The following is a 20,382-nucleotide window of genomic DNA, read 5'->3' on the forward strand; positions in this document are numbered from 1 at the left end:
ATGGCCCAGTCCCGAATTCCGGCGAGATTTCACATGCTCCCGGTATCCCCGAAAGAACCGCTGGTCGCGACTGACAAAACCGGCACTGTCCAAACAGGACAAGCAAGCAACCGAGGGTGTTCTCGCCGGTTCATCCGAACAGGACCCCGGATCGCTCACCTGGCCGTTGCCGCCACCCGATCACCGGTGGCACCGTCGAAGACATGCAGGCCTTCACTCTGCCCGAGTTCTACGTCCCCCATCCGGCCAGGATCAACCCGAACCTGGAGGGCACCCGCGCGCACAGCATGGACTGGGCGCGCCGCATGGGCATGCTCGACGCGGCCAAGCCCGGCGGAGGTGTGGTGTGGACCGAGGCGGCGCTGGCCAAGATGGACTACGCCCTCATGTGCGCCTACACGCACCCGGACTGCGAGGGTCCGGCCCTCGACCTGATCACCGACTGGTACGTCTGGGTGTTCTTCTTCGACGACCACTTCCTCGAGCAGTTCAAGTACTCCCGCGACATGGCGGGCGCGAAGGAGTACCTGGACCGCCTCGAGTTGTTCATGACCGCGCCCGGCCAGGAGCCGCCGGAGCCGGCGAACCCCGCCGAGGCCGGGCTGAAGGACCTGTGGGCACGCACGATCCCGGCGATGTCGGAGGGGTGGCGGCGGCGGTTCACGCTGAGCACCCACAACCTGATGGTCGAGTCGATGTGGGAGCTGGCGAACATCGACCTGGGCCGCATCGCCAACCCCATCGAGTACATCCAGATGCGGCGGCGGGTCGGCGGTGCGCCGTGGTCGGCGAACCTGGTCGAGTACGCCGTGCGGGCCGAGGTGCCGGACCGGCTGTCGGCGACGCGGACCATCGAGGTCCTGTCCGACACGTTCGCCGACGCCGTGCACCTGCGCAACGACCTGTTCTCCTACCAGCGCGAGGTGCAGGAGGAGGGCGAGAACTCCAATGCCGTGCTGGTGCTCGAACGGTTCCTCGGCTGTTCCACGCAGGAGGCGGCCGAGCTGGTCAACGACCTGCTGACCTCGCGCCTGCAGCAGTTCGAGGACACCGCGCTGGTCGAGGTGCCCGCGCTGCTGGCCGAGCACGCGGCCCTGCCGCACGAGCAGATCGCCGTCGGGGCGTACGTGAAGGGGCTGCAGGACTGGCAGTCCGGCGGTCACGAGTGGCACGCGCGGTCCAGCCGGTACATGAACGAGGGCGCGGCCGAGGGCGGCTCCAGCCGGCTCACCGCCGGGCCGGTCCTGCGCACCCGGAGGCAGCAGCGTGACCACGTGCCGTTCACCAAGGTCGGGCACCTGCCGCTGCCGGAGATCTACATGCCGTACGCGTTCCGTATGAGCCCGCACCTGGAGGAGGCGCGCGAGCAGAACGCGCAGTGGTGCCGGGAGATGGGTTTCTACGATTCGGTGCCGGGTGTGGAGGCCGGCGGGGTGTGGGACGAGGAGCGGCTGCGCGGGATCGACCTGGCGCACTGCGCGTCGATGATCCACGCCGACGCCGACCCGGACGAGCTGCACCTGTCCACGGCGTGGCTGGCGTGGGGCACCTATGGCGACGACTACTTCCCGGCGGTGTTCGGCGCGGGCCGCAACGTGCCCGCCGCGAAGGTGACCAACGACCGGCTGTCGCTGTTCATGCCGCTGGACGCGGGGGAGACGCCGGAGCCGCTGACCCCGCTGGAGCGCGGCCTGCAGGACCTGTGGCGGCGTACGGCGACCCCGCTGAGCGGCGACGCGCGGCGGGTGTTCCGGAAGGCGGTCGAGGACATGACCGCGAGCTGGGTGTGGGAGCTGGCCAACCAGGCGCAGAACCGCATTCCGGACCCGATCGACTACGTCGAAATGCGGCGGCGCACGTTCGGCTCGGACATGACGATGAGCCTGGCGCGGATCACGCACCTGACCGAGGTGCCGCCGGAGCTGTTCGGCACGAGGACGCTGCGTGAGCTGGAGACCGCGGCGCAGGACTACGCGTGCTTCGCCAACGACCTGTTCTCCTACCAGAAGGAGATCGAGTTCGAGGGCGAGCTGCACAACATGGTGCTGGTGGTGGAGCACTTCCTCGGCCTGGACCGGCTCGCTGCGCGGGACGTGGTGAACGACCTGATGACGGCGCGGATGCGGCAGTTCGAGCACATCCTCGCCACGGACCTGCCCCAGCTCTTCGAGGACGCCGAACTGGACCAGCCCGCCCGCGACGCGCTCCTCCGCCACGCCGACGAGCTGAAGGACTGGATGTCGGGCATCCTCGAGTGGCACCGCCAGTGCGTGCGCTACACCGAGCCGGAGCTGAAGCGCCTGACCACGCCCGCGGCGCCGGCGTTCCCCGCCGGGCTCGGCATGTCCGCCCTCCGGCTGGCCGACCGCTTCCGGGCCGCCTCGGCCTGACGCCCCGCGCGGCCACGGGCGGGGGTGAGCGGCGGGTGGTTCAGGCCGGGGCGATCAGTTGCCGAGGGCGGCGCGGTTCGCGCCTGGCGCGGCGGGGGCAGTGGCGAGCAGCCTCCGTCCGGGAGACCGTTCACGCCGAGCGGCAGCTCCCGAGCAAGATCACCCCCGGAGAAGTCACCCCCGCCGGGAATCACCCCCGCCGGGAATCCACCCGCGCCGGGAATCCACCCGCGCCGGGAATCCACCCGCGCCGGGAATCCACCCGCGCCGGGAATCCACCCGCGCCGGGAATCCACCCGCGCCGGGAAATCACCCGCGCCGGGAATCCACCCGCGCCGGGAAATCACCCGCGCCGGGAAATCACCGCGCCGGGAGAGTCACCCCTCCGCCGGGGGATCACTTCGCCGGGGAAATCACCCGCGCCCGGCGGCTTCCTTCGCGCCGCGCACGGCGAGTTTGTCCGCGCGTTCGTTCTCGGGGTGTCCGGCGTGCCCCTTGACCCAGTGCCACTGCACCTCGTGCGCGCCGATCGCCGCGTCCAGGCGTTGCCACAGGTCCGCGTTCTTCACCGGCTCGCGGCTCGCCGTCTGCCAGCCGTTCGTCTTCCAGCGCGGCATCCACTGCGTGACGCCGTTGCGCACGTAGCTCGAGTCCGTGTACACCCGCACCACCGAGGGCCGCGTCAGCGCCTCCAGCGCGCGGATCGGCGCCATCAGCTCCATGCGGTTGTTCGTCGTCGTGCCGGGTTCGCCGCCGTAGAGCTCCTTCTCGTGCCGTCCGTAGCGCAGCACCGCGCCCCAGCCGCCCGGCCCGGGGTTCCCGCTGCACGCGCCGTCGGTGTAGATGTCCACGACCGGCCCGTCCTCCTGCACGCGCGGAAGCGTAGCAGCGGCAACGAATCGTTCACCCCACGGCCACACCCGATCAAGTAACTTCCGCGCCCCGGGCGCGACTCCAGGAGGAGGCCCTCCGGACTCACCCGCGGGAGTGGATCATGCGTTACCGGCCCATCGGCAGCGATCCCCTGGACGGGCGGCTCGGCCGCTACATCCCGGACGACTGGCGCCACCTGGAGAACTACCCGATCACCGCGCTGCCGGAGGTGGACCGCCCCAGCGCCGTGCCCGTGGTGATCGGCGTCAACTGGTACGAGGCGTTCGACGAGCCGGAACGCGACGAGCGGTCCGGCGAGATCTTCATCGGCCACCGCCGCGACCTCGGCGCCATCCGGGGCGGGCACTGCGTCTGCCTGGAACCGGGCGGCAGCCCCGACACCGACGACTGGTACCGCTTCTACGACCAGGGCAGCGAGGGCGCGTGCGTCGGTTTCGGCTGGTCGCGCTGCATGACCCTGCTGAACAAGGGCCTGTATGCCGCGCGCTGGCTGTGGGACCGCGCCAAGGAACGCGACGAGTGGCCGCAGACCAACCCCGGCGACGACGAGGGCACCTCCGTCCGCGCCGCCGCCGAAGTGCTCGTCGCCGCCGGTCACGTGGACTGGCAGGAGGACTTCGCCAGGGACGACTCGGGCGAGCGCGCCGGCTACGAGCCGGACGTGGCCGACGGGATCCTCGCGTTCCGCTGGGCGACCTCCGCCGCGGAGGTGCACCAGGTGCTCGCCAACGCGCGCGCCGACGAGCTGAACGCCGTGCCGATCCTCAACTCCTGGGGCGGCAACTACCCGCACCGGGTGTGGATGCCCGACGAAGTCCTCGACCGGCTCATCGGCGAAGACGGCGAAGTCGCGATCCCGACGGACCACTGACATGACCGCCTACCCGGACCGCGACGCGGTCGAGAAGCGCGTGCACGAGCGCGAGGACGAACGCCTGCGCAAGATCGCCATCCTGGCCGAGCCGTTCGGGCTCGCGAAGGCCGACGACCCCGGCCGGGTCGCCACCCGCATCGACCGGCTGAGCCGGTCCCGCCCGGACGTCCGCCCGGTCGACCCGGTCGCGATCGCGGAGGGGGAGGAGGGCGCGCTGCGCGACGCGGGCACCGTGCTGGAGCGGATCATCCGCACCGACGACCTGCTCGGTGTCGGCTACCTCGAAGGCGGGGTGCGCGCGGCGAAGGCGGTGGGCCGCATCTCCATCCGCGACGACCGCGGCCGCCTGCGCGGCTACGGCACCGGATCGCTGGTGTCCCCGGAGCTGCTGCTCACCAACCACCACGTGCTCGCCGACGCCGCGACCGCCGCGTGCAGCGTCGTCGAGTTCGACTACCAGGACGGCGCCGACGGCCTGCCGTTGCCGGTGCGGCTGTTCGCGCTGGACCCGAAGCGGTTCTTCGCGGCCGACCAGGGCCTGGACTTCGCGCTCGTCGCGGTCCGGGCCACCGCCGCGGAACTCGCCGCGTTCGGGTTCAACCGGCTCGTCGAGGCCGAGGGCAAGGCGATCGTCGGCGACTACGTGACGATCGTGCAGCACCCGAACGGCGAGCGGAAGCAGATCGCGTTGCGGGAGAACCGGATCGTCGACGTGCTGGAGCGTTTCCTGCACTACGAGACGGACACCGAACCGGGCTCGTCGGGCTCGCCGGTCTTCAACGACCAGTGGGAGATCGTGGCGCTGCACCACGCCAGCGTCGCCGCGCCGCGGCAGGGCGAACTGGGCGGCGTCGTCAACGAAGGGGTGCGCGTCAGCCGCCTGCTGGCCGCCCTGCGCGCCCGCACGTTCCCGCCCGAGCAGCAGGCCCTGCTGGCCGGCGTGTTCGGCGAGCCGTCGCCGGTGGTGGCCGCGCCCGTCACCGAGGCCATCCGCATCGACCCGGACTACGGCAACCGGTCCGGTTACGACCCGGATTTCCTGGCCGGGCACCGGGTTCCGCTGCCCGAGCTGTCCCCGGACCTGGCGCCGCTGGCCGCGGTGAACCGGCAGGCCACGAGCGAGCCGAGGCACGTGCTGCCCTACCACCACTTCAGCGTGGTGCTGAACAAGCAGCGCCGGCTCGCGTTCTTCACCGCGGTCAACATCGACGGCGCCACGAGCGTCCGGTTGCGCCGCGAGAAGGACAAGTGGTCGCTGGATCCGCGGGTGCCGGAGGAGGAGCAGACCGGTGAGCCGGTCTACGCGGACAACCCGCTCGACCGCGGGCACCTGGTGCGCCGGCTCGACCCGGCGTGGGGGCCGTCGCGGGAAGCGGCGAAGTCGGCCAACGACGACACCTTCCACTTCACCAACTGCACGCCGCAGCATGAGGACTTCAACCAGAACCGCACGACGTGGGCGGGGCTGGAGGACTACGTCCTGGAGAACGCCGACAACCGGGACCTGCGGGTCAGCGTCGTCACCGGCCCGGTGTTCGCCGCCGACGACGACCAGTACCGGGGCGTGCAGCTGCCGCGGCAGTTCTTCAAGGTGGTGGCGATGGTCCGGCAGGACGGCAGCCTGTCGGCCACCGGCTACCTGCTCAGCCAGGAACAGCTGTTGCAGGGCCTGGAGGCCGCGGCCGAGTTCTCCTACGGCGCCTACCGCACGTTCCAGGTGCCGGTCCGGCGCATCGAGGACCTGACCGGGCTGTCGTTCGGCCCGCTACGCGACGCGGATCCACTGGGGCAGCAGGAATCGGCGACGACCGCGAAGGAGGTCGGCGGGCCCGCGGACCTGGTCCTCTAGGGCGTCACGCCCGCGGCGTCACCAGGGCGCCCGCCCGACGTTCTGCTCCGCGACGTGCCGCAGGACGATGTCCTCGGCGGGCTCGTCGGCGGCGGGCAGGCTGTGCAGCATCCCCGCCGCGCGCAGCGCGCGTTCGACCGGGCGGGCGCCGGTGCCGGTGACCCGCAGGGCGGCGCCGCGGCGCGCGGCGGCCTGCTGGGTCTCGACGAGCACCGTCAGCCCGGCCGTGCCGAGGAAGGTGACCTCGGACAGGTCCAGCACGAGCAGCGTCACCGGGCCGCGCAAGCGGTGCCCGATGACCGCCGACAGTTCGGGCGCGGTGGCCAGGTCGACGTCGCCGCCGACCTCGACGAGGAGGGTGTGCGGCGCGGGCTGGGACACGTCGACCGTGAACGCGCCGGCGTCCGGGGCCTGGGTCGATCGGGGAACCGGAATGGCCCCCTGCGTGACGGGGGCGGAGCGGGTTTCCGGAGAAGCCATGAGCACGGCCTCCACACTGCGCGGCGAGCGCCTGTCGGATACGTCAAGACGGCTACCTGCTCAACCGCAGGCCCGATGCTACCCCCGCGGCACCACTTCTGCGAGGCGCCCAGGTCAGCGGCCGGCGAGCTGGGCGGCCGCGGCGTGCAGGCCGGTCAGCGCGGCCTCCTCGTCGAGGCGGCCGGGCACGAACAGCACGCACGCGCTCGCCACGCGGCCGGCCCGCAGCGAGACGGGCACCGCGAGCGCGCCGATGCCGGGCAGCACCTCGCCGGTGGTGCGCACGTGGCCCAGCTCGCGGGCCAGGGTGACCTCGGGCCGTTCGTTCGGGCGCGGCGGGAGCGCGGCGAGCAGGGCGAGACCGGGCGCGCCGCGCGTGATCGGGTGGCGCACACCCGGCCGGTAGGACACCGGGCCTGCCGCGGCCGGCGGTTCGACGGTGACCAGCGTGAGCGCCTCCTCGCCGTGGGGGACGGCGAGGAACGCGACGGTCCCGGTGGCCTCGGCGACCGGCGTGAGCGCGGAGTGCGCCAGCGACTGCAGGTCCGAGCGCACGGCGGAGGCGACGGTGAGCACGGCCAGGCCCACCTCGTAGCGGCCCGCCGCGTCGCGCTGCAGGTAGCCGTGCGCCTCCAGCGTGCACAGGACGCGGTAGGCGATCGACCGGTGCAGGCCGGTGACCTCGGCGATCGTCGCCGTCGTGCACGGGGCGTGCTCGGCGACGGCCTCGAGCACGGCCAGTCCCCGTTCGAGTGTTTGCAGCCCCGCGCCGCCGACGACCTTGCCTTCTGCCATGCCGCCCTCGTACTGTTCTCTCAGAAATAGAACTCTCTGCTCGATAATAGAGTAAGGACAGCGTCGTGACCACGGTCGGCATCGTCGGGGCGGGCATCGCCGGGCTGCACCTCGGCCTGGCCCTGCGTGCCGCCGACGTCCCGGTCACGCTGTACGCCGACCGGCCCTTCGACGAGCTGGCCGCCGGCCCGCTGCTCAACACGGTCGCCCACCACCACCCGCTGCTGGAACGCGAGCGGGCGCTCGGCGTGCACCACTGGCCCGCGGCGGAGTTCGGATACCGGGCGCACCACCACTGGATCGGCGGCCTCCGCTTCACCGGCCGGTTCACCCACCCGTCGTGCGCCGTCGACCACCGCCTCTACCTGCCGCGGCTGGCCGAGGACCTGGCCGCGCGCGGTGGGCACGTCGAGGTGCGCGAGGCCGGCCCGCGCGACCTGGGCGCGCTGGCCCGGCGGCACGAGCTGCTCGTCGTCGCGTCCGGCCGGGGCGCGCTGAGCGGCCTGTTCCCGCGCCGCCCCGAGCACAGCCCGCACGACGCGCCACGCCGGCTGGTGTGCGCCGGTCTGTACACCGGCATCGCGCCTGCCGAACCGGCCGCGGTCACCATCGGCGTCGCGCCGGGCCAGGGCGAGCTGCTGGAGATCCCGCTGGTGTCCCGGCACGGCCGGGTCACCGCGCTGCTGTTCGAGAACGTGCCGGGCGGCGACCTCGCGGTGCTGAACGAGCTGTCCCCGGCGGACGATCCGGCGCTGTTCCGCAAGACCGTGGTGGAGAAGCTGCACGAGCACCACCCCGCGACGGCCGAGCGCGTGCTCGGCGACTTCGCCCTCACCGATCCGCGCGACCTGCTGCAGGGCGCGGTCACGCCCGCGGTGCGGGAGGACTTCCTGCCGCTGGGCGACGACAGGTTCGCCCTCGCGCTCGGCGACGCCCACGTCGTCGTCGATCCGGTGATGGGGCAGGGCGCGAACATCGCCGCCTACAGCGCGGCCGTGGTCGCCGCGGAGATCGCCGCCGAAACCGTCTACGACGAGGTGTTCTGCCGCCGGGTCGCGCGGGCGCGCGAGGAGGTTCTGCTGGGCGCGTCGGCGTGGACGAACCTGGTGCTGGACCCGCCGCCGTGGCTCGGCGAGCTGTGGCGGGGCCTGGCGGACGACCCGCGCCGCGCGGACGAGTTCACCGACAACTTCGACCACCCGGACCGGCAGTGGCGCGCGCTGGCCACCCGGCGCCGGGTGCGGGCGTTCCTCGACGGAAGCTGACCGGGAGAGCGGAGGACAACGTGGTCCACACAGCGACGAAGATCCTGAGCACGCGGGCGGCGCCCGGCGGCGAGAGCGTCGACTACTGGCGGCACGTCATCTCCGACGCGTTCGTGCCGCTGGAGGCGGCCGCGCCGGAGCCGTCGTTCCGCGGCGAGGTGCGCATCGACCGCCTCGGCTCGACCTTGGTGTCCAGAGTGGACGCCGGGCCGCACCGCGTCCGCCGCACGAAGGCGATGATCGGCGCGAGCGAACGCGGCTACTACAAGCTGGGCCTGCAGGTGCGGGGCAGCTGCCTGCTCGTGCAGGACGGCCGCGAGGCGCTGCTCGGGCCAGGCGACTTCGCGTTGTACGACACCGACCGGCCCTACACGCTGGCCTTCGGCGAGCCGACCTCGATGGCGGTGTTCATGTTCCCGCGCGAGCGGCTTCGCCTCGGCGCCGGGGGAGCGCGGCAGGTCCTCGGGCAGCCGATCCGCGGCGACGACGAGCCGGGTTCGCTGCTGTCGCCGCTGTTCCGCCGGCTGGTGCGCCAGCTGGGCGGCGCCGCGTCGCCGATCCCGCTGGCCGACGCCGTGCTGGACCTGCTGGCCGCGCTGCTGACCGAACAAGCGGGCGCGGCGCCGGATTCGCTCGTCCTGCAGGCCCAGTCCTACATCGACACGCACCTGTCCGATCCGGACCTGTGCCCGGATTCGGTCGCCGCCGCGCTGCACATCTCCACCCGGTACTTGCAAAAGCTGTTCGCCGAGCAGGGCACCGGTGTCGCGAGCTGGATCCGCACCCGGCGGCTGGAGCAGTGCCGCCGCGACCTGTCCCGGCCGGAGCTGACCCGCCCGGTGAGCGCGGTGGGCGCCGCGTGGGGCCTGCCGGACGCGGCGCACTTCAGCCGCGCCTTCAAGGCCGCGTACGGGCTCAGCCCTCGGGAGTTCCGCGCCCAGGCGCTGTCCTGACGCCCGGCCGTTCGCGAATCGTCAAGAAGCGTTCGCCTGAGGGAAAGACCGGTGGGGCCGCGCCGCGCAGGATGGTCCCATGAACCTGACCGGGCAACTGCTCATCGGCGGCGAGTGGACGGCCGCAGCGGGCGGAGGCGTATTCGAGACCGTCGACCCGGCCACCGCGCGGCCCATCGGCACGGTCGCCGACGCGCGACAGGCCGATGTGGACAGTGCCGTCGCCGCCGCCCGCGCCGCGTTCGAACCGTGGCGCCGCCTCAGCCCCGCCGCCCGCGCGCGCATCCTGTGGCGCGTCGGCGACCTGATCGACGAGCACGCCGACGAACTGGCCGCGCTGGAGACCCGCGACCAGGGGCAGCCGATCGGCATCGCGCGGAACGTGTCGGTCGCCGCGGCCGCCGAGCACTTCCGCTACTACGCGGGCTGGGTCACCAAGATCGAGGGCGAGACGTCGCCGGTGTCCGTCCCGGACGTCCTCCAGTACACCCGCCGCGAGCCGGTCGGCGTGTGCGCGCTCATCACGCCGTGGAACTTCCCGCTGATGATCGCGTCCTGGAAGCTCGCCCCGGCGCTCGCCTGCGGCAACACCGTCGTCGTCAAGCCCGCCGAGCAAACCCCGCTCACCACGTTGCGCCTGGCGCGGCTGATGGTCGACGCCGGTGTCCCGGCCGGCGTGCTCAACGTCCTCACCGGCGGCCCGGAGACCGGCCGCGCACTGGTGGACCACCCGGACGTGGACAAGGTGTCGTTCACCGGCTCCACCGACGTCGGCCGCGAGATCGTCCGCGGCAGCGCGGGCAACCTCAAGCGGGTGTCGCTGGAACTCGGCGGCAAGGCGCCCGCCGTCGTCCTGCCCGACGCCGACCTGCCCGCCGCGGTCCAGGGCTGCCTGCAGGGCGCGCTGCTCAACTCCGGCCAGGTGTGCGCGGCCTACACGCGGTTCTACGTGCACAGCTCCCTGGTGGACGAGTTCGGCGACCGGCTCGCGCGGGCCGCCGAGAAGATGGTCATCGGCCCCGGCCTGGACCCCACGACCCAGCTGGGCCCGCTCGTCTCGGCCGACCACCTGTCCGCTGTGGACACGGCCGTGCGCAAGGCCGCGGCCGAGGGCGCCCGCATCGCCACCGGCGGCGAAACCACCGGCAGCGACGGCTACTTCTACCGCCCGACCGTCCTCACCGGAGTCACCGACGACATGGCCGTCGCCCGCGACGAGATCTTCGGCCCGGTGCTCGCGGTGCTGCCGTTCGACGACACCGACGAAGTGGTGCACCGCGCCAACGACACCGAATACGGCCTCGCCGCGTCCGTGTGGACCCGCGACGTCAGCGCCGCGCACCGGCTCGCCGACGCCATCCGCGCCGGCACCGTCTTCATCAACATGCCCAACCCCGTCGACGCGGCGGCGCCGTGGGGCGGGTTCAAGTCCAGCGGGTGGGGCCGCGAGATGGGCAGGCACGCCATCGAGCTGTACACCGAGATCAAGAGCGTCTGGACCCACCTGTGAGGAGAGGAGCGACCATGCCGGACATCGGCATCATCGGCGCCGGGATCGCCGGCCTGCAGCTGGGACTGCTGCTGCGCAAGCACGACGTCCCGGTGACGATCTACACCGACAAGACCGCGGCCCAGCTGGCCGGCGGGCGGCTGCTCAACAGCGTCGCCCACCACGCGCCGACGCTGAAGCGCGAGCGCGAGCTGGGCATCGACTTCTGGCCGGTGGAGGAGTACGGCTACTCCTGCCACCACCACTACGTCGGTGGTCCCGAGCCGATGTCCTGGCGCGGCGACTTCGCCGAGTGGTCCAGCGCCGTCGACTACCGCCTCTACCTGCCCAAGCTCACCGAGGCGTTCGAGGAGCGCGGCGGGCGGCTGGAGGTCCGGACGCTGCAGGCCGAGGACATCGAGCCGATCGCCGACCGGCACGACCTGCTCGTCGTCGCCGCCGGTCGGGGCGCGTTCGCCGCGTTGTTCCCGCGCCGCCCGGAGCTGAGCCCGTATGACGGGCCGCAGCGGATCCTGTCCGTCGGCCTTTACCAGGGCATCACCTACTCGGAGCCGAAGGGCGTCACCATCAGCGCCTCGCCCGGGCACGGCGAGCTGCTGGAGATCCCGATGTACGGCAAGGACGGGTTCACCACCGCGCTGCTGTTCGAGAACGTGCCGGGCGGCGACCTGGAGATCCTCGGCCGCCAGTCCTACGACGCCGACCCGAAGGCGTACGAGCGGCTTGTGCTGGACAAGCTCGCCAAGCACCACCCGCAGACGTTCGAACGCGTCGACCCGGCGAGCTTCGCGCTGACCGGCCCGCTGGACATCCTGCAGGGCGCGCTGACGCCGACCGTGCGGCAGGACTACGCGAAGCTGCCGAACGGCAAGTTCGCGCTGGCGATCGGCGACGTGCACACCGTGGTCGACCCGGTCGTCGGGCAGGGCGCGAACTCGGCGTCGCACTCCGCGTGGGTGACCGGGCAGGCGATCCTGGAGGACTACGGGTTCGACGAGCTGTTCTGCCAGGACGTGGCCGCGCGCCGCGCCGACGTCGTGCTGGGCGCGGCGAACTGGACCAACCTGATGATCGGCCCGCCGCCGGAGCACCTGCTGCGCCTGTTCGGCGCGATGCACGCGGACAAGGCGATCGCCGACGAGTTCACCAACAACTTCGACTACCCGGACCGGCAGTGGCGCATCCTCGCCACCGCCGAGCGCACGAACGAGTTCCTGGCCCGCCACGCGAAGGCCTGAGGAAGGGAGTTTTCTCATGTACCGGCTGACCGTGTTGTACCCGCCGCCCGCGGACCCGGAGCACTTCAAGCAGTACTACGTCAGCACGCACCTGCCGCTCGCGGCGCAGCTGCCCGGCCTGCGGGCCATGCGGTACAGCTTCGACGTGGCCGCGATGGGCGGGGAGAGCCCGTACTTCGCGATCTGGGAGGGCGAATTCGACTCGGCGGAGGCGATGGCCGCGGCGATGTCGTCGGAGCAGGGCCAGGCTGTGGCCGGGGACGTGCCGAACTACGCGACGGGCGGGGCGCAGATCCTGCACTACGCGCCCGTCGAAGGCTCGTGACCGTGGGCGTGGCGACCGACCCGCGCCGGTTCCGCACGGCGATGGGCCGGTTCGCCACCGGGGTCACGGTGATCACGACGCGGACCGCCGAGGGGCACGTGCACGGCATGACCGCGAACGGGTTCCTGTCGGTGTCGCTGGACCCGCCGCTGATCCTGGTGTCGCTCGGCGCGTGCACGATGGCGCGGCACCTCGAGGCGGGCGACCGGTACGCGGTGACCGTGCTGTCCGCGGAGCAGGAGGAGGTGTCCCGCCACTTCGGCGGGCGCCCGTCCCTGTCGGTGGAGTTCACGTCGGAGGGCGCGTACGACTTCGTCCCCGGCGGCCTGGCGTTCATCGGCTGCCGGATCGTGGACCGCCACCCCGCCGGGGACCACACGCTGTTCCTCGGGGAGGTCGAGCACCTGGCCTACCGGGACGGCGCGCCGCTGCTCTTCTACACCGGCTCGTACCGGACACTGCACGCCGGCCTGACGGAGGACGTGTTCTTCTACTGAGCGAGACCGCCGGCTGGGCTTGACGTTTCAGCCGGCGGTTCCGGCGGTGGGTTCGCAGACGCTGCCCCACCACACGAAATCCCGTGCCCGCGTGGCGGCCACAAGACGCTGCCTGTTCCGCAACTCGGTGGATTCCTCTCGCGCAGCGCTGCTCGGCCTGTCCCCGCCGTCGAACTGCACCACCAGGACTGCGCGGAACTCGAGTCCTTTCGCGCGGTGCACGGTGCCGATCTTCAGCCGGTCGTCGGGGGCTCCGGTGTAGTCCTCGAGGGGCAGGGTCGCGATTCCGGCCTCGTGCAGGAGTTTCCGGCACCGAACAAGGTCCCGGTGGTGGAACACGATCAGGGCGGTCTGCCCGAGCGGCGCGGGCATGGTCGCGATCTGATCCAGTAGCGCGGCGGGAAGCTCGGCGGCGGGGCCGGACCAGGACCGGCACTCACCTCCGCCGTTGATCGCCTCGACCTGGCCGAGAACGACTCCCGGCCCGCCGTCGAGATCGTCGACCTCGTTGGTCGCGTCCAGACCCCGCGCGAAGTCGAGCACGCCCCTGCGGTTGCGGTAGTTGACCCGGAGGACCTCACCTCGTCCTTGAACCGGGATGCCGGCGTCGGAGAGCCGCCAGCCGCCCGGGTAGACCTGCTGTTGCCCGTCGCCGACGAGCAACAAGCGGTTCGGTCCATCACCGGCCAGACGTCGCAACAGCCGGAGCCCGGTCAGGGTGATGTCCTGCACCTCGTCGACGGCGATCGCGGCGTAGCCCTGGGCCAGGGGCTCCCGGCGGAGTTCGACGTCCCCGAGCTGGATCATGTCGTTGTAGTCGTGCAGGTCGCGCTCGGCGAGCTTGGCCTGATAGGTCTCGTAGAGCTCCCAGACGAGCTCCTTGTGGCGTGCGTCCAGCCGCAGTTTCCGGCCTCGCCGGGGAGCGTGGAGGTATTCCTCGAACGTGGTCAGCCCTCGGCCTTTGATGACGCGATCGACCTCCGCCCGCCAGTAGTCGATCGACGGTTCGAGCTCCCGCAGGCTCGCGCGGTGCACGGTCCAGGCACGGGCGAAGGCCGTGTTGATGCCGCGGGTGCTGACCCGGACCGCACGTCCACGGGACTGGAGGAAGCGTCGAAGCCAGGCGTGCAGATGCAGGAACTCGACGCGTTCGGCGACTTCGGGCGCGAGCCGCCGGAAGGACGCCGCGTGCACGGTGGGAAGGTTCCGGACGAACGTGGTGAACAGGAGCGGCCCGGTGCTGTTCCGGGCGAGGCGGCGCAACCTGTGCAGCACCACCACCGTCTTCCCGGTTCCGGCCGGACCGCTGATTCTGGCCGGCCCGTTGTAGTCGCGAGCCACGATCGCGTGCTGGTGCGGGTGCAGGAACGTCAGCCAGCTGTCGAAGGGGCGTGCTTGCGCCGCTTCGACCTCATTCTCCGCGAGGCTCGCCGCATCGAGCAGACCGGCGGTCTCGGGCCGCGCCTCGGGCGGCTCCACCGCCAGGCGCGCGTAACCGGAGAGGAGATCCCCCGCCTGCCGTGCGACGACGTCCACCTGACGCCGGGTGAGGTGGGCGTCTTCGCGGCGGAACAACCGCGCGAGGTCGGTCTCCGGCAGCGACCAGTGCCGGCCGGCCGCCCGGGCCGTTCGCCCCGCGCCCGTCCCAGGGCCGACGATGACGCGATGAATCGCGCTGACCGGCACGACTCGTCCACGTTGGTCTGTAATGCCCGCGCAGCGTTCTTCGGCGTAGCGGAACACCGTCCGCGCGGTCTGCTCGCGCACGCGCTCTTCAGTGATGATCAGGGCAAAGATGCCGTTGGCGTTGACGAGGAACGCGTCGGGCCTGTTCCCGGCACGTTCGTGCAGGTCTTCGCGGACGAAGAGGTGCGCGTTTCCCACCGTGCGGGCCAGTAGCGCGCCGAGGACCCTGCGTGGCAGGGAATCGAGCCGGGGGAAGCTCGACTCCAGCAACCGGACCGATTCCTGATACACGCGGCGTTCGGCGTGCTTGCTCAGGTTCACGCGTTCTCCCGAAGTCGCCACTTACCGCATGCACGCTATTACGCTGCGCGCTGGTCAGCGCTCGAATTCCGAGGCTTCACTCGGATGGCGCAGGAGAATGTCCGGGTTGAGCGCGGACGTTCCGGGCGGGCGAAGTCGGCCGCTTGCCGGCTGGGCGCGGCCCACCGTGGGGACGAGGGGCGCGCCGACGGGGACGCGCCCCTCATCTGTCCGATGAAGAGCGGTCGGGCGATCACCAACCGCGCTCGCGCCACTCCGCCAGCTTCGGCCGCTCCGCGCCGAGCGTCGAGTCGTCCCCGTGGCCCGGGTAGAACCACGTCTCGTCCGGCAGCCGGCCGAACACCCGCGTCTCCACGTCGCCCAGCAGGGACTGGAAGTCCTCCGGCGAGTTCGTCTTCCCGACGCCGCCGGGGAACAGCGAATCGCCCGTGAAGAGGTGCGTGCTGCCGTCCGTGTCGCGGTACAACAACGCGATCGAGCCCGGAGTGTGCCCCCTCAGGTGAATCACCTCGAGCGTGCAGTCACCCACCGTGAGGGTGTCGCCGTCCTCGACCAGGAAGTCCGGGGGGACCGGCAGCACCGAAGCGTCCAACGGGTGAGCCGCCGTGTTCGCTCCGTACGCGCCCGCCACCGCGCCCAGCGCCTGCCAGTGGTCGGCGTGCTGGTGGGTGGTCACGATCGTGCGCAGCGCGGGACGGTCGGGCCCGTGACCGATGAGGTCCGAGATCCGCTCCGGGTCCGCCGCGGCGTCGATCAGCAGCGCCTCGTTCTGCCTGCGGCAAACCAGCAGGTAGGCGTTGTTGTCCATGGGGCCGACCGACAGCTTGGTGATGGCCAGCCGGTCCAGCACGCGCCGGGCCGCGTCCCCGCCCGGCTCCACGTGGCCGGTGTAGTCCTCTACGACGTTCACGCCGCCAACCGTAGTCGCCGCGCCACATCGCGTTCCACCCGTTCAGGTTGGTCTCGGATCGGTAACGTAGGCTCCGAGCGTCCCCGAACCCGATCTTGCGAGACGCCCCGAGACGTGCCGAGCTTCCTCCCCGAGAACCCCCGCGCCAGCACCCGCCGCATCAGCTGGGACGCCGTCCGCGTCCTGGCGGTCCTGGCCGTGATGCTGGGTCACATCACCCACCAGGGCCCGCTGGCCCACACCGAGCTGAACGACTACCCGGTCAAGGTCACCGCCCAGTTCGGCGCCGCGATCCTGATGGTCGTCTCCGCGTTCTTCGTGTGCCAGACCGTCCGGCGCGGCGACAGCGGGCGGTGGATGTGGAAGAAGGCCGCCCGGCTCGTCCCGCCGTACCTGGTCGCGGTGCTGCTGACCTACTTCGCGATGCGCTGGGCGGACGCCTCGTTCAACGGCCAGGAGTTCGGCAGCCACTGGTGGGACAAGCTGTTCGGCCCCACCACCGACGGCGTCGCCTGGGCGAGCTCCTGGTACGTGCCCGTCGGCTGGGACCTCCTCGTCAACCTGACCATGATCCAGGGCTGGCACCAGGGGTTCATCTGGCTCGACGGCTCCTACTGGACCCTGCCGGTCCAGCTGATGGTCTTCGCCGGCGCCGCGCTGCTGTGGTCGCGCACCCCCTGGTTCCGGTCGCCGCACGCCGCGCGGCACGCGAAGCTGCTCGCCTGGGCGATGGTCGTCGTCCCGCTCGTCCTGCGGTTCTGGGTGTTCGGCGTCACGAACCCCTCACCGTGGGCGTTCGCCGTCGTCTTCGGGTTCGGGCTGCACCGGCTGCACGCGTTCGCCGCCGGCGTCGCGGTGTGGCTCTGGTCGCGCGACCGGTTGTCCACGCCGCACCTGGCGCTGCTGCTCGCCGCCGTCGTCGCCGCGCAGGACCTGCACCTCTACCCGTTCCACGTGGCGTTGCCCACGGACCCGTCGCGGCTGCCCTCCATCATCGGGTTCGCGCTGGTGCTCGTCCTGGTGTGCGCCGCGGCGAAGGGCCCGGACTGGACGTTCCTGCGCCCGCTGGCGCCGGTCATCGGCTGGTTCGCCGGAATTTCCTACGGCGTGTACCTGTTGCACCAGGAGCTGGGCTACATCCTGGCCAAGGCGCTGCAACTCGCGGGACTGCCGGGCTGGGCGCGGCTGCCGCTCGTGCTGGGGGCGGCGATCGGCGCCGGATGGCTGCTCACGAAGTTCGTCGAACGGCCGGCCCACCGCTGGCTGACCACGCCGCGCGGCGCCACCGCGCCGCCGCCCCGGAGGGCTCCGGACGACCTCGTCCGCGAGGAGCCGACCGGTCCGGCTCCGGTTTCTGTCGGTGGGTCGTCCTAGCATGGATGCGGCTGGCTGATCCGGCCGTCACATTCCAGGGAAGGGACCTCATCCGTGGCTGATCGCCTCGTTGTTCGCGGTGCGCGCGAGCACAACCTCCGCGGCGTCGACCTCGACCTGCCCCGGGACAGCCTGATCGTGTTCACCGGCCTGTCCGGGTCGGGCAAGTCGAGCCTGGCCTTCGACACGATCTTCGCCGAGGGGCAGCGGCGGTACGTGGAGTCGCTGTCGGCGTACGCCCGGCAGTTCCTGGGGCAGATGGACAAGCCGGACGTCGACTTCATCGAGGGCCTGTCGCCCGCGGTGTCGATCGACCAGAAGTCCACCTCGCGCAACCCGCGCTCCACCGTGGGCACCATCACCGAGGTCTACGACTACCTCCGGCTCCTCTACGCGCGCGCGGGCAAGCCGCACTGCCCGCAGTGCGGTGAGCCGATCAGCAAGCAGACCCCGCAGCAGATCGTCGACCAGGTGCTGGCCATGGAGCAGGGCACCCGGTTCCAGGTGCTCGCGCCGGTCGTGCGCGGCCGCAAGGGCGAGTACCTCGACCTGTTCAGCAACCTCCAGCAGCAGGGCTACTCGCGGGCGCGCATCGACGGGCAGGTGTACCAGCTCACCGACCCGCCGAAGCTGAAGAAGCAGGAGAAGCACCACATCGGCGTCGTGGTCGACCGGCTGACGGTCAAGTCCTCGGCGAAGCAGCGGCTGACCGACTCGGTCGAGACCGCGCTGCGCCTGGCGGACGGGCTGGTCGAGCTGGAGTTCGTCGACCTGCCGGAGGGCGACCCGCACCGCATCCGCGGGTTCTCCGAGAACCTCGCCTGCCCGAACGGCCACCCGCTGGCCATCGAGGACCTCGAGCCGCGCTCGTTCTCGTTCAACTCGCCCTACGGCGCGTGCCCGGAGTGCACCGGCATCGGCATCCGCAAGGAGGTCGACCCGGAGCTGGTGGTGCCCGACGACGAGCTGTCGCTGGCCGAAGGCGCGATCGCGCCCTGGTCGGGCGGGCAGAGCGCCGAGTACTTCCAGCGGCTGCTGGAGTCGCTGTCGGAGACCATCGGCTTCCGCATGGACACGCCGTGGCGCAAGCTGCCCGCGAAGGCGCAGAAGGCGGTCCTGCACGGCGTCGACGAGCAGGTCCACGTCCGCTACCGCAACCGCTACGGCCGCCAGCGCAGCTACTACGCGAGCTTCGAGGGCGTCATCCCGTTCCTCGAGCGGCGGCTGGACCAGACCGAGTCCGAGTACATGCGCGAGCGGTACGAGGGCTACATGCGCGAGGTGCCGTGCCCGGCGTGCCAGGGCAGCAGGCTCAAGCCGGAGATCCTCGCGGTCACCCTGGCGCACGCCGAGCGCGGCGAGCGGTCGATCGCCGAGGTGTGCGCCCTGTCCATCGAGGAGGCCTCGGAGTTCCTCGACGGCCTCAAGCTGGGGCAGCGCGAGGCGATGATCGCCGGCGCGGTGCTGAAGGAGATCCAGGCGCGGCTGCGCTTCCTGCTCGACGTCGGCCTGAACTACCTGTCGCTGGACCGCGCGTCGGCCACGCTGTCCGGTGGTGAGGCCCAGCGCATCCGGCTGGCCACCCAGATCGGGTCCGGGCTGGTCGGCGTGCTGTACGTGCTGGACGAGCCGTCGATCGGCCTGCACCAGCGCGACAACCGCCGCCTGATCGACACGCTGACCAGGCTGCGCGACCTGGGCAACACGCTGATCGTCGTCGAGCACGACGAGGACACCATCCGCGCCAGCGACTGGGTGGTCGACATCGGCCCCGGCGCGGGCGAGCACGGTGGGCACATCGTCCACAGCGGACCGTTCGCGAAGCTGCTCAAGAACAAGAAGTCGCTGACCGGCCAGTACCTGTCCGGGCAGGAGGTCATCCCGGTGCCGGCGATCCGGCGGCCGGCGAACAAGAAGCGGCAGCTGACCGTGGTCGGCGCGCGGGAGCACAACCTGCGCGGCGTGGACGTGTCGTTCCCGCTGGGCTGCCTGGTGTCGGTCACCGGCGTGTCCGGGTCGGGCAAGTCGACGCTGGTCAACGACATCCTCGCGACGGTGCTGGCGAACAAGCTCAACGGCGCCCGCCAGGTGCCGGGACGGCACACCCGCGTGCGCGGCCTGGACCACGTGGACAAGCTGGTGCGCGTCGACCAGTCGCCGATCGGCCGCACGCCGCGGTCCAACCCGGCGACCTACACGGGGGTGTGGGACCACGTGCGCAAGCTGTTCGCGGCCACCACCGAGGCGAAGGTGCGCGGCTACCAGCCGGGCCGGTTCTCGTTCAACGTCAAGGGCGGCCGCTGCGAGGCGTGCGCGGGCGACGGCACGATCAAGATCGAGATGAACTTCCTGCCCGACGTGTACGTGCCGTGCGAGGTCTGCAAGGGCGCCCGGTACAACCGCGAGACGCTCGAGGTGCACTACAAGGGCAAGACGGTCTCCGACGTCCTCGACATGCCGATCGAGGAGGCCGCCGAGTTCTTCGAGCCGATCAAGGCGATCCACCGGCACCTGCAGACGCTGGTCGACGTCGGCCTCGGCTACGTCCGGCTGGGCCAGCCCGCGCCGACGCTGTCCGGCGGCGAGGCGCAGCGCGTGAAGCTCGCGTCCGAGCTGCAGAAGCGCTCGACCGGCAAGACGGTGTACATCCTCGACGAGCCGACCACCGGCCTGCACTTCGAGGACATCCGCAAGCTGCTCGGCGTCATCAACGGCCTGGTGGACAAGGGCAACAGCGTGATCGTGATCGAGCACAACCTCGACGTGATCAAGACCTCCGACTGGGTCATCGACCTGGGCCCGGAAGGCGGCTCCGGCGGAGGCACCATCGTCGCCGAGGGCACACCGGAGCACGTCGCCACGGTCGAAGGCAGCTACACGGGCAAGTTCCTGCAGGAACTGCTGAACTGATTCGGGCCCGCCGCGCGGCCGGCCAGCCGCGCGGCGCGGTCCCGGCCGCGTCCGGACAGTGCGGTGCCGGGCGCACCGGCACCGCGCCCGGCTGGTGACCGTCGTGGGCGG

At 71.6% G+C, this 20,382-nt stretch carries 16 protein-coding genes; 11 read left to right on the forward strand and 5 right to left on the reverse strand.

The annotated features are described in order from the left end of the window. Positions 1-203 precede the first annotated feature (203 nt). Complete coding sequence (locus ABZ193_RS19015; protein WP_237338646.1) at positions 204-2,390, forward strand: germacradienol/geosmin synthase; 2,187 nt, start codon at positions 204-206, stop codon at positions 2,388-2,390. 413 nt (positions 2,391-2,803) lie between these two features. On the opposite strand, the gene rnhA is transcribed toward ABZ193_RS19015, so the two are convergent. Then, complete coding sequence (rnhA, locus tag ABZ193_RS19020; RefSeq protein WP_026153069.1) at positions 2,804-3,262, reverse strand: ribonuclease HI; 459 nt, start codon at positions 3,260-3,262, stop codon at positions 2,804-2,806. A 122-nt stretch (positions 3,263-3,384) separates the two neighbouring features. Here rnhA and ABZ193_RS19025 point away from each other — a divergent pair, with 122 nt between their 5' ends. Then, a complete protein-coding gene (locus ABZ193_RS19025; protein WP_354710810.1) occupies positions 3,385-4,155 on the forward strand; it encodes a hypothetical protein in 771 nt (256 codons plus the stop codon). Position 4,156: 1 nt separating this feature from the next. Further along, the gene (locus ABZ193_RS19030; RefSeq protein WP_354710811.1) at positions 4,157-6,007 is read left to right on the forward strand and encodes a DNA/RNA non-specific endonuclease; all 1,851 of its coding nucleotides are present in this window, start codon (positions 4,157-4,159) and stop codon (positions 6,005-6,007) included. 18 nt (positions 6,008-6,025) lie between these two features. Here ABZ193_RS19030 and ABZ193_RS19035 read toward each other — a convergent pair whose 3' ends face one another. Both ABZ193_RS19035 and ABZ193_RS19040 read right to left on the reverse strand, forming a co-directional pair. After that, a complete protein-coding gene (locus ABZ193_RS19035; protein WP_235716219.1) occupies positions 6,026-6,487 on the reverse strand; it encodes an STAS domain-containing protein in 462 nt (153 codons plus the stop codon). Between the two features lie 114 nt (positions 6,488-6,601). After that, positions 6,602-7,282 (reverse strand): helix-turn-helix domain-containing protein, encoded by a 681-nt coding sequence (locus tag ABZ193_RS19040; RefSeq protein WP_020420387.1) that lies wholly within the window; start codon positions 7,280-7,282, stop codon positions 6,602-6,604. Positions 7,283-7,347: 65 nt separating this feature from the next. Here ABZ193_RS19040 and ABZ193_RS19045 point away from each other — a divergent pair, with 65 nt between their 5' ends. The 6 genes from ABZ193_RS19045 to ABZ193_RS19070 all read left to right on the forward strand — a co-directional run bounded on the left by ABZ193_RS19045 (position 7,348) and on the right by ABZ193_RS19070 (position 13,070). Beyond that, a complete protein-coding gene (locus ABZ193_RS19045) occupies positions 7,348-8,547 on the forward strand; it encodes a styrene monooxygenase/indole monooxygenase family protein (protein ID WP_354710814.1) in 1,200 nt (399 codons plus the stop codon). Positions 8,548-8,567: 20 nt separating this feature from the next. Next, the gene (locus tag ABZ193_RS19050; protein WP_020420389.1) at positions 8,568-9,500 is read left to right on the forward strand and encodes a helix-turn-helix domain-containing protein; all 933 of its coding nucleotides are present in this window, start codon (positions 8,568-8,570) and stop codon (positions 9,498-9,500) included. A gap of 79 nt (positions 9,501-9,579) precedes the next feature. Next, entirely contained in the window at positions 9,580-11,010 is a 1,431-nt protein-coding gene (locus tag ABZ193_RS19055) for an aldehyde dehydrogenase family protein (RefSeq protein WP_354710816.1), read from the forward strand. Between the two features lie 14 nt (positions 11,011-11,024). Then, positions 11,025-12,248, forward strand: coding sequence for a styrene monooxygenase/indole monooxygenase family protein (locus tag ABZ193_RS19060; protein ID WP_354710817.1), 1,224 nt, complete (start codon positions 11,025-11,027; stop codon positions 12,246-12,248). 16 nt (positions 12,249-12,264) lie between these two features. Then, positions 12,265-12,573, forward strand: a complete 309-nt coding sequence (locus ABZ193_RS19065) for an EthD family reductase (protein ID WP_020420392.1) — start codon at positions 12,265-12,267, stop codon at positions 12,571-12,573. Next, positions 12,570-13,070 carry a flavin reductase family protein gene (locus ABZ193_RS19070; protein WP_020420393.1) on the forward strand — a complete coding sequence of 167 codons (501 nt, stop codon included), beginning with the start codon at positions 12,570-12,572 and terminating at the stop codon, positions 13,068-13,070. Before ABZ193_RS19065 ends, ABZ193_RS19070 begins: the two co-directional genes overlap by 4 nt. A gap of 27 nt (positions 13,071-13,097) precedes the next feature. Here ABZ193_RS19070 and ABZ193_RS19075 read toward each other — a convergent pair whose 3' ends face one another. Then, entirely contained in the window at positions 13,098-15,077 is a 1,980-nt protein-coding gene (locus ABZ193_RS19075; RefSeq protein ID WP_354710819.1) for a UvrD-helicase domain-containing protein, read from the reverse strand. A 232-nt stretch (positions 15,078-15,309) separates the two neighbouring features. Then, a complete protein-coding gene (locus ABZ193_RS19080; protein WP_237338654.1) occupies positions 15,310-15,987 on the reverse strand; it encodes an MBL fold metallo-hydrolase in 678 nt (225 codons plus the stop codon). Between the two features lie 114 nt (positions 15,988-16,101). Here ABZ193_RS19080 and ABZ193_RS19085 point away from each other — a divergent pair, with 114 nt between their 5' ends. Next, positions 16,102-17,361: an acyltransferase gene (locus tag ABZ193_RS19085; protein ID WP_354710820.1), complete on the forward strand. Its 1,260-nt coding sequence runs from the start codon at positions 16,102-16,104 to the stop codon at positions 17,359-17,361. Positions 17,362-17,415: 54 nt separating this feature from the next. Then, positions 17,416-20,271 (forward strand): excinuclease ABC subunit UvrA, encoded by a 2,856-nt coding sequence (uvrA, locus tag ABZ193_RS19090; protein WP_354710821.1) that lies wholly within the window; start codon positions 17,416-17,418, stop codon positions 20,269-20,271. Positions 20,272-20,382: the final 111 nt, after the last annotated feature.

It is taken from the genome of Amycolatopsis sp. NPDC006125 (assembly GCF_040614195.1).
GTDB classification, from domain to species: Bacteria; Actinomycetota; Actinomycetes; order Mycobacteriales; family Pseudonocardiaceae; genus Amycolatopsis_E; species Amycolatopsis_E tucumanensis.

Excerpts from the sequence above, each read along its gene's own strand:
- ABZ193_RS19055 (WP_354710816.1), top strand. The coding sequence starts at position 9,580 with ATGAACCTGACCGGGCAACTGCTCATCGGCGGCGAGTGGACGGCCGCA.
- ABZ193_RS19015 (WP_237338646.1), top strand. The coding sequence starts at position 204 with ATGCAGGCCTTCACTCTGCCCGAGTTCTACGTCCCCCATCCGGCCAGG.
- ABZ193_RS19035 (WP_235716219.1), bottom strand. The coding sequence starts at position 6,487 with ATGGCTTCTCCGGAAACCCGCTCCGCCCCCGTCACGCAGGGGGCCATT.
- ABZ193_RS19065 (WP_020420392.1), top strand. The coding sequence starts at position 12,265 with ATGTACCGGCTGACCGTGTTGTACCCGCCGCCCGCGGACCCGGAGCAC.
- ABZ193_RS19030 (WP_354710811.1), top strand. The coding sequence starts at position 4,157 with ATGACCGCCTACCCGGACCGCGACGCGGTCGAGAAGCGCGTGCACGAG.
- ABZ193_RS19040 (WP_020420387.1), bottom strand. The coding sequence starts at position 7,282 with ATGGCAGAAGGCAAGGTCGTCGGCGGCGCGGGGCTGCAAACACTCGAA.
- ABZ193_RS19060 (WP_354710817.1), top strand. The coding sequence starts at position 11,025 with ATGCCGGACATCGGCATCATCGGCGCCGGGATCGCCGGCCTGCAGCTG.
- ABZ193_RS19025 (WP_354710810.1), top strand. The coding sequence starts at position 3,385 with ATGCGTTACCGGCCCATCGGCAGCGATCCCCTGGACGGGCGGCTCGGC.